We start from the raw sequence: 14,865 nt of genomic DNA, 5'->3' as shown, positions 1-14,865 counted from the left end.
GTAATTCGCAGCGCGGCCCAAGCGCCGGCTAGATGGACAATTGCATCAAGCGCTCGCCCTGTACGTTTTCCGTCGGTCGCCGCTTGTTCACCGCCAGTTCGCCGATCTTGATCAGGCGTGTGCGGGTCACGTTGCGGCTCAGACCCAGCAGCGCGGCGGTGTGCACCTGGTTGTAGTGGCTGAAGCGATAGGCCGCCCGCAGCAAGGCGTCCTCGACTTTTTCGTGCAGGGCGCCGGCCTGTTCCTCGAACAGCTTTTGAAAAGCCCGGTCGAGCAGGGCTTCGGCAGAATCGTCGACCTGAGCGTGGTGATCGTCCTGGCGTTCGATGCGCATGTTGGACAGGCGCAGGTCATCGCGTTCGATGATGCCGTTACGGCAAATCAGCAGGGTGTGGTGAATGACGTTTTCCAGTTCTCGGATGTTGCCCGGCCAACTGTAGCTGCGCAGTTTCAGTTCGGCTTCCTTGCTGATGGTGATGCTGCCGTAGCCAAGGCGCTGACTGTAGGCGTCGATGAAGTGACGGGTCAGGGGCAGGATGTCGCCAGGACGGTCGCGCAGCGGGCTCAGCTCCAGGCTGACCACGTCGAGACGGTAGTACAGGTCCTCGCGGAAATGCCCGGCGTTGATGGCTTTCTCCAGTTGCACGTTGGTCGCTGCCAGCACCCGCACGTCGATGGGGATGCTCTTGCGTGAACCCAGGCGCACCACTTCGCGTTCCTGCAACACCCGCAATAACTTGACCTGAATGGCCATCGGCAAGTCGCCGATTTCATCGAGGAACAGAGTGCCGCCATCGGCCTCCTCGAACCAGCCGGCCTTGGAACTGAGGGCGCCGGTGAAAGCGCCTTTTTCATGGCCAAACAGCTCGGCCTCGACCAATGATTCGGAGAACGCGCCGCAGTTCACGGCTACAAATGGCCGGTTGCGCCGGGCGCTGAGGTTGTGGATATGGCGCGCCACCAGCTCCTTGCCGGTGCCGGTTTCGCCGATGATCAGCACACTGGCTTCACTGGGGGCGACTTGTTGCAGGTGGGCGAGCAAGGCCTGGGACTTCGGGTCTTCGAACACCTGGGCCGTGGCGCGGATCGACGTGGCCAGAGCGGGCGAGGGCGGTAAGGTCAGCAGTTGCATGGGGCACGCTCCTTGTTGGGCAAGCTATGAATAGAAAGTGGGAATCGGCAGGGCCTGGTTCAGTGCCCAGTCACCCAGTTCATGGAGTTTGTAATCCACCGGGTCGTGCAGGGTTTGCGTGCGCAGGTTGCGCCAGTGGCGGTCCAGTCGCAGCGAGGCGTGGGTCGAGCGCGCGCCGGTGACTTCGAACAGGCGGCTGCACAGTTCCAGGCCATTGCGCGTGGCGGCGACCTTAGCGGTGGCGATGGCGGTGGCCAGGTGTCCGCGTTCCTCGGCACTGAGGTTCGGGCCTTTGGCCCAGGCCTTGTCGAGCAAGTCAGCCGCGCGCTCCACTAACAGCCGCACCCCTTCGAGGGCCACCCAGAATTCGCCGTAGTGGCTGAGTACATAAGGGTCCTGGTTCACCTCCCGGGCACTGGATTTGTGCCACGGCCGGGTTTCGGTCAGCGTGTACTGGCGCGCTTCTTCGAAGGCGCCTTCGGCGATGCCGAGGAACATGTGGGTGAACGTCAGTTGGGCGATCAGTGGGCGCAAGCAGGCAAACGGCGTGCTCAATGGCCCCGGATCGAGCAACAGCTCCGATTCTTCGACACGCACCCGTTCGAAGGTGGCACTGCCGCTGTCGGTCTGGCGCTGGCCCATGTTGTTCCAGTCATTGTGCAAGGTGATGCCGCTACGACCGCTGGGAATGGCGGCGATCAACAGCTTGCCACCGGCGCTCTCATCCACCGCCGAGGCGATCAGCATCTCCGAATCGCTGGCGCCGGAGCAGAAACTTTTCTTGCCGGAAAATTCACGCCAGCCAGCGAGTTTTTTCACCACGGTGCGGGTGTCCAACGGGTTGAGGGCATTGCCCCAGAACCAGTTCTTGCGCGCGGTTTGTTCAAACCACGGCTGCCATTGTTCGGGGCGGGCGAACAGGCGCACGGTGGCGAGCATCAGGTGATGGAAGCCGAACACATGAGCAATCGAACTGTCGACCTTGGCGAACTCACGCACGATGTTCAGGGTTTCGCTCCAGCTGGCGCCGAGGCCGCCGAACCGGGTGGGAATGCTTAACGCGAGCAGCCCGCTGTGGCGCAGCGCATCACGCTCGGCCTTGGGCGTACCGCCGCGCTCGTCGCGCTCGACGGCGGTCAGGGCAAACCCGGCGGCCAATTGGCGGGCGGTCTGCAATGGGGAGATCAGGGCGCTGTGCGGCTTGGCAGTCACGCGGGGGTTCCTCTTTGAATTCGACGCAGATCCCCTGTAGGAGCGAGCCCGCTCGCGATGGAGAACAACGATTACGCGGGATGTCTGAATGACAGCGTCATCGTTGGCGACCATCGCGAGCAGGCTCGCTCCTACAGGTATTGCGTGGGTCAGGCCGTGGTTTTGGTCGGCAGCACATCGTTGGCGATCATTTCGCCGAACGGCCCGGTCAGGTTGGTGACGCCACGCCCGGCGAGACTGGCATAGGGCTCGGGCAGCAGCGGGAAGACCAGTTCGGCGAAGCGATAGGCCTCTTCGAGATGCGGGTATCCGGAGAAGATGAAACTCTCGATCCCCAGATCCGCGTACTCCTTGATGCGCGCGGCGACCTGCTGCGGGTCACCCACCAGCGCCGTCCCGGCGCCGCCACGCACCAGGCCGACACCGGCCCACAGATTGGGTGAGATCTCCAGGTTGTCGCGACGCCCGTCGTGCAGTGCAGCCATGCGTCGCTGTCCTTCGGAGTCGAAGCGCGAGAACGACTTCTGCGCGGCGGCAATGGTCTCGTCGCTGATGTGCTCGATCAGTTTGCCAGCGGCTTTCCACGCGTCTTCTGCGCTTTCGCGAACGATCACATGCAAGCGAATCCCGAACTTCACCGTGCGCCCGTGACGGGCGGCGCGTTCACGGACATCGGCGAGTTTCTGCGCCACGGCGGCCGGTGGTTCGCCCCAGGTCAGGTAGACATCGACCTGCTCGGCGGCCAGGTCGTGGGCGGCATCGGACGAACCGCCGAAGTACAGTGGCGGATAAGATTTCTGCACGGGGGGATACAGCGCCTTGGCATTCTGTACCCGCAGGTGCTTGCCTTCGAAGTCGACCGATTCGCCTTGCAATACACGGCGCCAGATTTTCAGGAATTCGTCGGTGACTTCGTAGCGTTCGCTGTGATCGAGGAAGCTGCCGTCGCCACGGTTTTCGTCGGGATCGCCGCCGGTCACGACGTTGATCAACAAGCGGCCACCGGACAGACGATCCAGGGTCGCCGCCATGCGTGCCGACACCGTGGGCGAGATGATGCCAGGACGGATCGCCACCAGATAACGCAAGCGCTCGGTCAGCGGCACCAGTGCCGAGGCGATCACCCAGGAGTCTTCGCAGGAACGCCCGGTGGGAATCAATACGCCGTGGTAGCCAAGGCTGTCTGCGGCCTGGGCCACTTGTTTCAGGTAGTTGAGGGTGACCGGGCGTGCGCCCTGAGTGGTGCCCAGGTAATGCCCGTCGCCGTGGGTCGGCAGAAACCAGAAAACATCCATGAACAAATCCTTAGGCGATTTTCAGCCGATTGTTGGGGTGTACGCCGAACAATGGCGCCGCGCGCTCTGCAGCCAGTTGAATGCGGGCCCTGAGCGGTTCACTGGTGATCTGGTAATTGGAGAAATCGGCTTCGGTGGCATACACGCCAATCGGCAAGGTCAACGCCTGGAAGAAGCTGAACAGGGGGCGCAGCTGATGATCGAGCACCAGCGCATGACGTTCGCTGCCACCGGTGGCGGCCAGCAGTACCGGGGTGTTGATCAGTGCATTCAGATCGATCAGGTCGAACAGATGCTTGAGCAGGCCAGGGTAGGAACCGCGATAAACCGGCGCGGCGACAACCAGCAGATCGGCGTTTTCAATCGCTTGCAGTTCGGCTTCGACGTCCGCACTCAGTTCCTGACGGGACAGCGCCGCGCCCAGGGGCCGGGCGATGTCCCCCAGTTCGATCAACTTGCTCTCGATCGGCAGTTGCTCGGCCAGCTGCGCCAATAGCGCTTGGGTCAGCACCAGGGTGCGGGAGGGACGCCAGGTGCCGCCGGAGACGGCAACGACTTTCAATGGACGCGACATGATCAGTTCCTTTTTAAACAGTTGCTGTGGGAGCAGTGAGTCATCACTGGGCTTTTCCCCATTGAGCAAGAGCTGTACCAATCCCTCGAAGCCACGTTTTACGCGGCTTGCAGCGAGTTGATCAGACCGCGCTGTTGATTTTTAAGGGCTGTTTGTTGATTGACTGTTGGCTGGCGAACAGTTGTCTGAGCAACAGTGCGTCAGCGGATGCAGTTGTTATAAAGGCTATTTGTTATTCCGTAAAAGATCGTTGATTGATATTTATAGATCATTAAGAAATATAAAGCCCCCCTGGAGAAGCTGGCTTGCCAGCGATGACGCCCGCCAGAACACCACAGGGCTTAAGACCCCTTCGCCAGCAACAGGCACCTACAGGCTGGCAACATCAACAAAACTCGATAGCGACTATCGAGAGCGATGATTTTTACCCGTGCAAAGGCGGGCGTAGCCTGTGTTCATTGCCCCGAAGCCAGATGCCAGGACGCCTGAACATGAAACCGCTAATCGCCAGTTTGTTGCTGCTGACCGTCTCCGTTCTCGCCGGATGTGCCAGCCAGACTTCCCCGGAACTGAGGCCCTATACCGCTGAAGAAACCAGGGAACTCGCGCTGGAAGCGTTGAATCGCCGGGGTCTGTCCTTCGACGAATACCAGGCGAAAAAAGCCGAATTGCTCGGTGTGCCACAAAAATCGTTTGGTTTCGACAAACAGGGTGAGATGAACGTCGGACGTGCTGTACAGCTGCACGGTCGTCCTAGCTAAGCGAAAACTGTACTGCTGGAAGTTTTACCCAACTGTCCGTGGGTTTCCCATGGGGGGTGCGATAGGGTCACTACCTGACCGACCCTGATGGACTGCCACCCATGACACTCTCGCTCGATCTGCTGCTGGGCTTTGCCCTGTTTGCTCTCGTCACTTCGATCACGCCCGGCCCGAACAACACGATGTTGCTGGCATCCGGGGTGAACTTCGGCTTCAACCGCACCATCCCTCACATGCTCGGCATTACTTGCGGATTCTTCGTGCTGGTCGTGGCAGTGGGCTTTGGCCTGGGCGCGGTGTTCCAGACTTATCCCTTGCTTTACTCCGTACTGCGCTATGTCGGCGCCGCTTATTTGCTGTATCTGGCGTGGAAAATCGCTCACTCCGGACCGGTCTCGGACAGTGAACAGGTTGAAGGGAAACCCATCAGCTACCTGGGGGCCGCCGCGTTCCAGTGGGTCAACCCCAAGGCCTGGATCATGGCCATTGGTGCCATCAGCACTTACACGCCGATGCAGGGTTACTTCACCAACGTCATCGTGATCGCAGCGGTCTTCGCCCTGATCAACCTGCCGAGCGTTGGTGTCTGGGCCGCCTGCGGCACTCTATTGCGCAACGTTCTGAAGGACCGTCGCTGGTTGCGCCTGTTCAACTGGGGCATGGCCGCGTTGCTGGTGGCTTCGCTGTATCCGCTGTTGCTCGAAAGCTTTCGCTGACGCATTGCTTCAACCGGTCGCACGATGCCTGTTAAGCTCGCTGTTCAGGAGCGTTCCTACGCACTATTAATGAAGTGGTACTTCTTTAACGGCATCCGATCAGGTATTGGTAACGTTCTGAAAACCGGGCGCAGCTCACAAGGCTGCGTCTTGATGTTTCCAGTGACGAGCTTCCTGATCCCGGAACACGCTCTGCGAGTCTTTTATGAATAAACGTCCGTTGTATTTCGACTACGCCGCCACCACGCCGGTGGATGAGCGGGTCATCAAGGTCATGGTCGAGTGTCTGGGTTTCAGCGGCAATTTTGGCAACCCGGCGTCCAGTTCTCACGCATTCGGCCAGCAGGCCCGGCAAACCGTCGAGCAGGCACGGCGCCAGGTGGCCGAACTGGTCGGCGCCACGCCCGAACAGATCGTCTGGACCTCCGGCGCGACCGAATCCAACAACCTTGCCCTCAAGGGCGTATCCCAGGCTCGCGGCGTTGCCGGCGGCCACATCATCACCAGCCAGATCGAACACAAGGCCATCCTCGATACCGCAAGACAATTGCAGGATGCGGGCGTGGCGGTGACCTATCTGGTGCCGGACGCCGATGGCCTGATTACCGCGCAAGCCGTCAGCGAAGCCATGCGCGAGGACACCTTCCTGGTGTCGCTGATGCTGGTCAACAACGAGTTGGGCACGGTCAACGACATCCCGGCCATCGGCCAAGTGGTGCGTGATCGCGACGCGTTGTTTCATGTCGACGCGGCGCAGGGGGCAGGCAAAGTGCAGATCGATCTGGCGCAATGGCCGGTGGATCTGATGTCGTTCTCGGCACACAAACTCTACGGCCCCAAAGGCATTGGTGCGTTGTATGTCGGGCCGCGCGCGCACCAGCGTTTGCAGGCGCAGATTCATGGTGGCGGTCACGAGGGCGGCCTGCGTTCCGGGACCCTGGCCACCCACCAGATTGCCGCCATGGGCGCGGCCTTCGCCCTGGCGGCGGCTGCGTTCGATGAAGAAAAAGCCTTGATCGTGCGTCTGCGCGAACGCCTGCTCGATCAATTGCTAAACATTCCCGGTGTGCGCCTCAATGGCAGCCCGACCCGGCGCATCCCCCATACCCTGAGCCTGACCTTCAGTGAAGGCGAGTTCAATTCGGCGGCGTTGCTCGCCTCGATCGCGTTTTCCGCGACCTCGGCCTGCAGTTCCGCGAGTAATGCTCCGTCCCATGTGCTGCTCGCCCTGGGGCATGACGCTCGCTCGGCGAGTCGCACGATTCGCTTGAGCCTGGGACGTTTCACCACCGAGCAGGATATCGATCAAGCGGTACAACTGATTAAAACGGCCTGCGCCAGCGCCCCGGCTTTCTGGCAGTAGTGTCTCGAAGCGCCGACACCGATCGGCGCTAAACAATAATGATGAGTGGTTAGCAGGAGTCATGATGAGTACGCAGTCTTCGATCAATGGATCGGTGCCCCAGCGCCTGGCGCAAACCCGCGAACTGATGAGCCGCGAGGGCATTCACGCCCTGCTGGTGCCGTCGGCCGACCCGCACCTGTCCGAATACCTGCCGGGCTACTGGCAGGGGCGGCAGTGGTTGTCCGGCTTCCATGGCTCGGTCGGCACCCTGATCGTGACCGCCGATTTTGCCGGCGTCTGGGCCGACAGCCGTTACTGGGAGCAGGCGACCAAGGAACTCAAGGGCAGCGGCATCGAACTGGTCAAGCTGCAACCGGGTCAGCCGGGGCCGCTGGACTGGCTGGCCGAACAAACCCCGGAAGGCGGTGTGGTCGCGGTCGATGGTGCGGTGATGGCCGTGGCCTCGGCCCGCACGTTGAGCGGCAAGCTGGAAGAACGCAACGCTCGCCTGCGCACTGATATCGATCTGTTGAGTGAAGTCTGGAGCGACCGTCCGAGCCTGCCGAATGCACCGATCTATCAGCACTTGCCTCCCCAGGCGACGGTCAGCCGTGGCGAAAAACTCGCCAAATTGCGGGAAACCCTGCAGGCGCGCGGCGCCGACTGGCACTTCATCGCCACCCTCGATGACATCGCCTGGCTGTTCAACCTGCGCGGCGGCGATGTGTCGTTCAATCCGGTGTTTGTTTCCTTCGCCTTGATCAACCAGCAGCAGGCCACCCTGTTCGTGGCACTGAGCAAGGTCGATGCTGAATTACGCGCGGTCCTTGAACAGGATGGCGTGACCCTGCGCGATTACAGCGAAGTGGCCGACGCGCTGCGCGCCGTACCGAAAGGAGCGAGCTTGCTGGTCGACCCGGCGCGGGTCACGGCGGGACTGCTGGATAACCTCGACAGCGGCGTCAAATTGATCGAAGGCTTGAACCCGACCACCCTGGCCAAGTCGCAAAAAAGCCTGGCTGACGCCGAGCACATCCGTCAGGCCATGGAGCAAGATGGCGCGGCGCTTTGTGAATTCTTCACCTGGCTGGACTCGGCACTCGCGGGCAGCGAGCGCATCACCGAGCTGACCATCGACGAGAAACTGACCGCCGCCCGTGAGCGCCGTCCGGGTTATGTGTCGCTGAGCTTCAACACCATCGCCGCGTTCAACGCCAACGGCGCCATGCCGCATTACCACGCCACCGAAGAAGAACACGCGGTGATCGAAGGCGACGGTCTGTTGCTGATCGATTCCGGCGGCCAGTACCTGGGAGGCACCACGGACATCACGCGGATGGTGCCGGTCGGTACGCCGACGGCCGAGCAGAAGCGCGATTGCACCCGTGTGCTCAAAGGCGTGATTGCCTTGTCCCGTGCGCAATTTCCGAAGGGCATCCTCTCGCCGCTGCTGGACTCGATTGCCCGTGCGCCGATCTGGGCGGAAAGCGTCGATTACGGTCATGGTACCGGTCACGGCGTTGGTTACTTCCTCAACGTTCACGAAGGTCCGCAAGTCATTGCCTATCAGGCCGCGCCAGCACCGCAAACCGCGATGCAACCGGGCATGATCACCTCAATCGAACCGGGCACTTACCGTCCGGGCCGCTGGGGAGTGCGGATCGAAAACCTGGCGATGAACCGCGTAGCAGGCACCAGCGAATTCGGCGAGTTCCTGAAATTCGAAACCCTGACCCTGTGCCCGATCGACACCCGTTGCCTGGAGCCGTCGCTGCTGACGGAAGAAGAAAAGCAGTGGTTCAATGCTTATCACGCCGAAGTCCGTGAGCGCTTGAGCCCGTTGCTCGACGGTGCGGCCCTGGAGTGGTTGAACACGCGTACCGCAGCTATTTGACCGCCTGCAGTTCGGGCGCTGCTTCCAGTGCCTGGCTCATGTAGTCGACAAAGGCTTTGACCCTGGCGGATTGGCGACGATTCGCCGGGGATACCGCATGTATCGGCAGCGATTGCGCAGTGTAATTCTGCAGAATCGCGGTCACTCTCCCGGCTTTCAGATCCTCGCTGAACAGCCATACCGGCGACAACGCAATCCCCAAGCCTCCCAGCACCATCTCGCGGATCGCCTCGGAGTTGTTGCTTTGGGCATTGCCCTTGATCCGCACCTCATGACGTTGTCCGTCGCGCTCGTAAATCCACAGGTTCTGACTGTTCAGCAGGTTGAAGAGCAGGCAGTTGTGTTCGCTCAACTGCTGCGGTGTTTGTGGTTGACCGTGTTGCTTGAGGTAGGCGGGAGTTGCGACGGTTACCCGGTGGGTGGTGCCGATGTGACGAGCGATCAGGCCGCTGTCATTCAATGGCCCGATCCTGAACGTCACATCCAGGCCTTCGCTGACCAGGTCCTGGTTCTGATCATTGAGTTGCAAGTCGATTTGAATGTCTGGATATCGCGCAAGGAATGCCGGTAGCCGCGGAGCAATCTGCAAGCGCCCGAAGCTGACCGAGGAGCCGATGCGCAGATGACCGGCGATCGTCTCCCTGCCGGATTGGAAACTGTGCTCGGCCGCATCAACGGCCGCGAGGATTTGTCGGCATTCGTTGTAGTAGCGCAGGCCTTCATCGGTCAGGGATAACTGGCGGGTACTGCGTGCGATCAGCTTTCCACCCAGCTCGGTTTCCAGTGCGCGCAGGACTTTGCTAATGGTCGGCTGGCTGGTCTGCATCTCCCGGGCGACGGCGGAAAAGCTGCCGCGTTCGACCACCCGGACGAAAATCGCCATTGCATTGAGTTTGTCCACGGGATGTCTCATTGATGCCAAATGGGCATGATCACTATAGCCATTTGGCGTCTTATCGGCATGGATGGGTTGCGGGAAGATGGGTCTACACCACCTCTGACAGGAGTAGCCGAAATGATTGATTCACTGCACATGCGCGCGCTGATCGTGGATTCAGCTGATGCACCCCTGCGTCTGGTTTCGATTCAGCGACCAGTGCCTGGAGCAGGGCAGGTACTGGTTCGGATCGCGGCCAGCGGGGTCAACCCGTTGGACGGGAAAATCCGTTCGGGCCAGGCCGCCCATGCGCGCCAGCCACTGCCCTCAGTACTGGGCATGGATCTGGCGGGAACCGTTGAAGCGTCGGGCGAGGGCGTCAGTGATTGGTTGCCCGGCGATGAAGTGTATGCCATGGCAACAGGAATCGGCGGTGCCCAGGGTTCGCTGGCGGAGTGCGCGGTGGTCGATGCGCGTCTGCTGGCGCGCAAGCCGGGCAATTTGAGCATGCGCGAAGCGGCGGGATTGCCATTGGTACTGATTACGGCATGGGAAGGGTTGGTCGACCGCGCTCGGGTGCATGCAGGCCAGAAAGTGCTGATTCACGGTGGAGCGGGAGGTGTCGGTCATGTTGCGGTGCAAATCGCCCGCGCGTTTGGCGCCGAGGTGTTTGCCACGGGGTCGGCAGGACAGCAAGCCACTATTGAAGGCTTGGGCGCGACCTTCATTGATTACCGAAAGACGTCGGTGGAGGCCTATGTGGCTGAGCATACGGGCGGTGAAGGTTTTGACATTGTCTATGACACGGTCGGCGGTGAAACCCTGGATGCGTCATTCAAGGCGGCGCGGGTCTATTACGGTCATGTGGTGAGTTGCCTCGGTTGGGGGCAGCACAGCCTGGCACCGCTGTCCTTTCGCGGAGCAACCTATTCCGGCGTGTTCACCTTGTTACCGTTGTTGACAGGGAAGGGGCGTGAGCACCATGGGCAGATCCTTCAGGAGGCGGCGCGACTGATTGAAGCGGGCAGTGTGGTACCGATTCTCGATCCGCGCCGGTTCAACCTGGAAACTGCCGGGGCCGCCCATAAGTTGCTCCGGTCGGGAGCGGCGCAAGGGCGGTTGGTCGTCGAGATTTAACTCAGGGCTTCCAGAACGAAATCCAGGCGATCCTGACCGAAGAACAGCTGATTATCGATAAACATGCTGGGTGCACCGAAAACACCGCGTTGCACCGCTTTTTCAGTGTTGTCCTTGAGTGCGGCCTTGACTTGCTCATCGGTGGTCAGGGCCAGCACTTCGTTGGGGTCAAAGCCGTTCTCGGTCAGCACCGCCGCAACGGTTGCCGGTTCGTCGAGGCTGCGACCGTCGACCCAGAGCGCCTTGAACAGGCAATCGATGAATGCGGCAAAGCGCTCGGGGTGGCGCAACTGTATGCCGGTGACGGCGCGCATGAGCATCAAGGTGTTGATCGGGAAATGCGGGTTGAATTTCAGTGGCACGCCATAGCGTCTGGCATAACGGTCGAGGTCCTGAAACATGTATCGGCCCTTGGCCGGGACGGTCGCTGGCGAGGCGTTGCCGGTTGCCTTGAACACGCCGCCGAGCAGGATCGGAATATAGGTCAGCTGGCTGCCGGTCCGCTCACAGATCTTTGGCAGCTGCGTGTACGCCAGGTAAGTGGCCGGGCTGCCCAGGTCAAAATAGAACTCCACGGTTTTGCTCATGGTTGATGCTCTCTGCTTATTGTTATTCGGGAGGGCTTACCAGCGTTCGCTCCAGGGGCGAAGGTCCAGTTCGAAGGTCCAGGCGTCGCGTGGCTGGCTGTGCAGGTACCAATAGTTCTCGGCAATGTGCTCGGGGTTGAGGATGCCGTCCTGGTCCTTGGTCGCGTACTTCTCGGGGAAGTTGTCACGGATGAAATCGGTATCAATGGCGCCATCGACAATGATGTGCGCGACATGGATGTTCATCGGGCCAAGTTCTCGGGCCATGCTCTGCGCCAGTGCCCGAATCCCGTGTTTGGCACCGGCGAATGCCGCGAAGCCCGCGGCACCGCGCATGCCGGCGGTGGCGCCGGTGAACAGGATCGTGCCCCGTTGCCGCCTGGCCATGCGTTTGGCCACCTCGCGGGCATTGAGAAACCCTGAAAAACAGGCCATTTCCCAGATCTTGAAATACTTGCGAGCGGTTTCTTCGAGGATGCTGCAGGGCACATTGGCGCCGATGTTGAACACGAAAGCTTCAATAGGGCCAATCTCGCTTTCGATCTGTTCGACCAGGGCAATTACCTCGTCTTCCTTTCGAGCATCACAGGCAAAACCGTGGGCCTCACCCCCATTGCCCTTGATGGCGTCGACCAGTGGCTGGAGTTTGTCCGCGCTGCGCCGGGTGACGCAGGCTATGAAACCTTCATTCGCAAAACGTTTGGCGATGGCGCCACCCGTGGCATCACCTGCGCCGACAACCAGTACGACCTTCTTGTTATTCATGGCTGGAGTCCTTTACTAAACGATCGTTAACTGAACGAACGTTATGCTACGATTCGACCAGCGTCAAGGTGATCAATTCAAGGGGAAGGCAATGCGCTACTCGGCCAATCACAAGCTGGAAACCAGAGAGAAGCTGCTGCAGAGCAGTTCGGTGTCGGCCAAGAAGTCCGGGTTTTCCACGGTCGGTGTCGACGGCTTGATGAAGGCGATCGGTTTGAGTGGGGGGGCGTTCTACAGCCATTTTTCGTCGAAGGACGAGCTGTTCACTTCGATTGTCGAACGAGAGTTACGCCAGAGCCTGGAGCGGCTGGGGGCAGAGAAGGATCGCGATAAGCTTGAGCGCTGCTTGAAGCAGTACTTGAGCATGTCCCACGTCGACCATCCGGAAACGGGTTGTGCGTTACCGGCGCTGGGGGCCGAGATTGCCCGGTCCGACGTGATGGTGCGGCAGCAGGCGGAACACTGGATTTGTCAGCTTCAGGAGAGTTGGGCGCAGATATTGGAGAGTGACAGCCTGGCCTGGGCGATTCTGTCGCAATGCGTCGGGGCATTGCTGGTGGCACGGATGCTTGCGACTCCGGAAAAGCAACGCATGGTGCTGAAGTCCAGTTACGATGAGATCGGCCGCCAGATTGCAGGTCCGAGAACCTGACACGGCGGCACTTGGCTATTTGCAGATCACGATCATGCTGCGGCTGGTGTATCCCGCAGGGTTGAGGCCAAACGGATAATCCCCTGGCTCCTCCACGACATCACCCGACTTGGCGATGACCTTGTAGCCCTTGGGTGCGCATGAGTCCGCTGCGCTGGCGTAACACTTGTCCCAGGAGGACGATAGCCCTGAACAGTTGATGTGCAGTCCTTTCTTGCCGTGTTTAGTTTGGGTCTGGGATGTCGCCGCACAGCCCGCCACTGCGAGTACGGCGATCAGTATCAAAATTCGTTTCATTGCTGTCCTTGTTGCATCCCGGGTCTTGTGCCCGGGTTTGGCCGTATTCGCTTTCGCATGAAGCGTTCATATATCCCAATCCTGAAAAGTCCATATCTGGTACTGGGTTGCGGGGCTAAACATGGCCTAATTGAGCGGTAAATGCCAGAGTTACGTCAAATCCTGTATCAATCCGCCGCAACAGCAGGCTTGGTAGCACTGCCCATCGTCATGGTGGCGCCGACGGAGGCCAGAATGATGCACAGAATGGCCATCCACTGTGACAGGGACAGGTACTCATTGAGGAACAGCAAGCCTGACAGCGCACCAATGGCGGGTTCAATGCTCATCAATGTTCCGAATGTTCTGGCCGGAATGCGGGTGAGGGCGACCATTTCGAGCGTATAGGGAAGTGCAGTCGAAAGGATGGCAACGCCAATGGCAATCGGGATCAGCGATGGCGTCAGCAGTGCGGCGCCCGCATGAATGATACCGATAGGTGCCACGAACAGCGCGGCAATCATTACCCCCAGCGCGGCTGTCTGCACGCCATTGTCAGCGCCGGCCTTCTGACCGAAAAGAATGTACAGCGCCCAGCAGACGCCAGCACCCAGTGCATAACCGGCACCTATCAGATCAATGCTTGCCGTCGTTGCTCCCGTGGGTATCAACAGCAGCAGGCCGACAGCCGCCAGGGCAATCCATAAGAAGTCGACGGCGCGGCGTGAAGCGTAGATGGCCACGGCCAATGGCCCGGTGAACTCCAGCGCAACGGCGATCCCCAGGGGGACTGTGCGTAACGACATATAGAAGAGAAAGTTCATGCCGCCCAGCGCCATCCCGTAGACGATAACGGTACGCAGGGATTTTGTCGTGAGCTTCGCTCTCCACGGGCGAAGCAACAGCAGCATGATCACGCTGGCAAAGGTCAGGCGCAGGGTGGTGGTTCCCTGTGCGCCAATGACAGGAAACATGCTTTTGGCCAGGGAGGCTCCGGACTGGATCGATGCCATGGCTATTAATAGCAGGCCGACCGAAAACAAGGTCGAGGCAAGGCTGCGAGGCTGATCATTCATTTGAGTGGCATCGTCCGAAGTAGAGAGCTTGGCTGTTGGTCCTGGTGTTGGGCAATATACTGCGCAATCGTTCCAGGCGCGTCTATATATAAGCAGTGATTTTGCCAATCTGATAGAAAAACCAAATCAGTGCTTGACGGCAGATTCTGGAGGCCTATAATTCGCCCCACTTCCGGCGCAGTCGAAACGGAAAACTCCTTGATAAACAATGAGTTACGCAGTTTTCGGCAGCGGGTTGCTTCAGGTCATCGAAGTCGAAAGGAAGTTGAAAAAGAGGTGTTGACAGCAGCGAGTAACGCTGTAGAATTCGCCTCCCGCTGACGAGAGATCGAAAGCGCAAGTGGTTGAAGTTGTTAAGGATTCCTTGAAAACTTCTGAAAATAATCACTTGACAGCAAATGAGGCTGCTGTAGAATGCGCGCCTCGGTTGAGACAAAGCTCTTAACCAACCGCTCTTTAACAACTGAATCAAGCAATTCGTGTGGGTGCTTGTGGAGTCAGACTGCTAGTCAACAGATTATCAGCATCACAAGTTACTCCGCGAGAAATCAAAGATGTAACCAACG

Annotated in this window: 15 protein-coding genes; 6 read left to right on the top strand and 9 right to left on the bottom strand. The window is 59.8% G+C overall.

Annotation, left to right across the window (positions count from 1 at the left end; all coding sequences use genetic code 11):
* Positions 1–28: 28 nt before the first annotated feature.
* From F7R06_RS24310 to msuE, 4 genes are all read right to left on the bottom strand, one after another.
* A complete protein-coding gene (locus F7R06_RS24310) occupies positions 29–1,132 on the bottom strand; it encodes a sigma-54 interaction domain-containing protein (RefSeq protein ID WP_090318257.1) in 1,104 nt (367 codons plus the stop codon).
* Between the two features lie 24 nt (positions 1,133–1,156).
* Positions 1,157–2,344, bottom strand: coding sequence for an acyl-CoA dehydrogenase family protein (locus tag F7R06_RS24305; RefSeq protein ID WP_090318261.1), 1,188 nt, complete (start codon positions 2,342–2,344; stop codon positions 1,157–1,159).
* Positions 2,345–2,493: 149 nt separating this feature from the next.
* Positions 2,494–3,639, bottom strand: a complete 1,146-nt coding sequence (ssuD, locus tag F7R06_RS24300; RefSeq protein ID WP_090318263.1) for an FMNH2-dependent alkanesulfonate monooxygenase — start codon at positions 3,637–3,639, stop codon at positions 2,494–2,496.
* 10 nt (positions 3,640–3,649) lie between these two features.
* A complete protein-coding gene (gene msuE, locus F7R06_RS24295) occupies positions 3,650–4,213 on the bottom strand; it encodes an FMN reductase (RefSeq protein ID WP_090318266.1) in 564 nt (187 codons plus the stop codon).
* 491 nt (positions 4,214–4,704) lie between these two features.
* Between msuE and F7R06_RS24290 the strand changes: the two genes are divergently transcribed.
* The 4 genes from F7R06_RS24290 to F7R06_RS24275 all read left to right on the top strand — a co-directional run bounded on the left by F7R06_RS24290 (position 4,705) and on the right by F7R06_RS24275 (position 8,929).
* Complete coding sequence (locus F7R06_RS24290; protein ID WP_090318269.1) at positions 4,705–4,974, top strand: hypothetical protein; 270 nt, start codon at positions 4,705–4,707, stop codon at positions 4,972–4,974.
* Positions 4,975–5,075: 101 nt separating this feature from the next.
* Complete coding sequence (locus F7R06_RS24285; protein ID WP_090318272.1) at positions 5,076–5,690, top strand: LysE family translocator; 615 nt, start codon at positions 5,076–5,078, stop codon at positions 5,688–5,690.
* Between the two features lie 205 nt (positions 5,691–5,895).
* Entirely contained in the window at positions 5,896–7,053 is a 1,158-nt protein-coding gene (locus F7R06_RS24280) for a cysteine desulfurase family protein (protein ID WP_090318275.1), read from the top strand.
* A gap of 64 nt (positions 7,054–7,117) precedes the next feature.
* Positions 7,118–8,929, top strand: a complete 1,812-nt coding sequence (locus F7R06_RS24275; RefSeq protein ID WP_090318278.1) for an aminopeptidase P family protein — start codon at positions 7,118–7,120, stop codon at positions 8,927–8,929.
* Here F7R06_RS24275 and F7R06_RS24270 read toward each other — a convergent pair.
* Positions 8,922–9,842 (bottom strand): LysR family transcriptional regulator, encoded by a 921-nt coding sequence (locus F7R06_RS24270; protein ID WP_174552469.1) that lies wholly within the window; start codon positions 9,840–9,842, stop codon positions 8,922–8,924. The two genes, F7R06_RS24275 and F7R06_RS24270, sit on opposite strands and share 8 nt — an antisense overlap.
* A gap of 102 nt (positions 9,843–9,944) precedes the next feature.
* Between F7R06_RS24270 and F7R06_RS24265 the strand changes: the two genes are divergently transcribed.
* The gene (locus F7R06_RS24265) at positions 9,945–10,943 is read left to right on the top strand and encodes a zinc-dependent alcohol dehydrogenase family protein (RefSeq protein WP_090318284.1); all 999 of its coding nucleotides are present in this window, start codon (positions 9,945–9,947) and stop codon (positions 10,941–10,943) included.
* On the opposite strand, the gene F7R06_RS24260 is transcribed toward F7R06_RS24265, so the two are convergent.
* A complete protein-coding gene (locus F7R06_RS24260; RefSeq protein ID WP_090318287.1) occupies positions 10,940–11,530 on the bottom strand; it encodes a 2-hydroxychromene-2-carboxylate isomerase in 591 nt (196 codons plus the stop codon). The two genes, F7R06_RS24265 and F7R06_RS24260, sit on opposite strands and share 4 nt — an antisense overlap.
* Before the next feature lie 36 nt (positions 11,531–11,566).
* On the bottom strand, positions 11,567–12,295 hold the full coding sequence (locus F7R06_RS24255; RefSeq protein ID WP_090318290.1) for an SDR family oxidoreductase: 729 nt from the start codon (positions 12,293–12,295) through the stop codon (positions 11,567–11,569).
* A gap of 91 nt (positions 12,296–12,386) precedes the next feature.
* On the opposite strand from F7R06_RS24255, the gene F7R06_RS24250 reads away from it, so the two are divergent.
* The gene (locus F7R06_RS24250) at positions 12,387–12,947 is read left to right on the top strand and encodes a TetR/AcrR family transcriptional regulator (protein ID WP_151149704.1); all 561 of its coding nucleotides are present in this window, start codon (positions 12,387–12,389) and stop codon (positions 12,945–12,947) included.
* Between the two features lie 15 nt (positions 12,948–12,962).
* Here the strand turns inward: F7R06_RS24250 and F7R06_RS24245 are convergent, their stop codons facing one another.
* Both F7R06_RS24245 and rhtA read right to left on the bottom strand, forming a co-directional pair.
* The gene (locus F7R06_RS24245; RefSeq protein WP_090318293.1) at positions 12,963–13,244 is read right to left on the bottom strand and encodes a hypothetical protein; all 282 of its coding nucleotides are present in this window, start codon (positions 13,242–13,244) and stop codon (positions 12,963–12,965) included.
* Between the two features lie 167 nt (positions 13,245–13,411).
* Positions 13,412–14,299: a threonine/homoserine exporter RhtA gene (rhtA, locus tag F7R06_RS24240; protein WP_090318296.1), complete on the bottom strand. Its 888-nt coding sequence runs from the start codon at positions 14,297–14,299 to the stop codon at positions 13,412–13,414.
* Positions 14,300–14,865: the final 566 nt, after the last annotated feature.

Origin of the sequence: Pseudomonas moorei, from assembly GCF_008801475.1 — a bacterium.
GTDB lineage: Bacteria > Pseudomonadota > Gammaproteobacteria > Pseudomonadales > Pseudomonadaceae > Aquipseudomonas > Aquipseudomonas moorei.
This window is presented reverse-complemented; position numbering and strand designations above follow the sequence as displayed.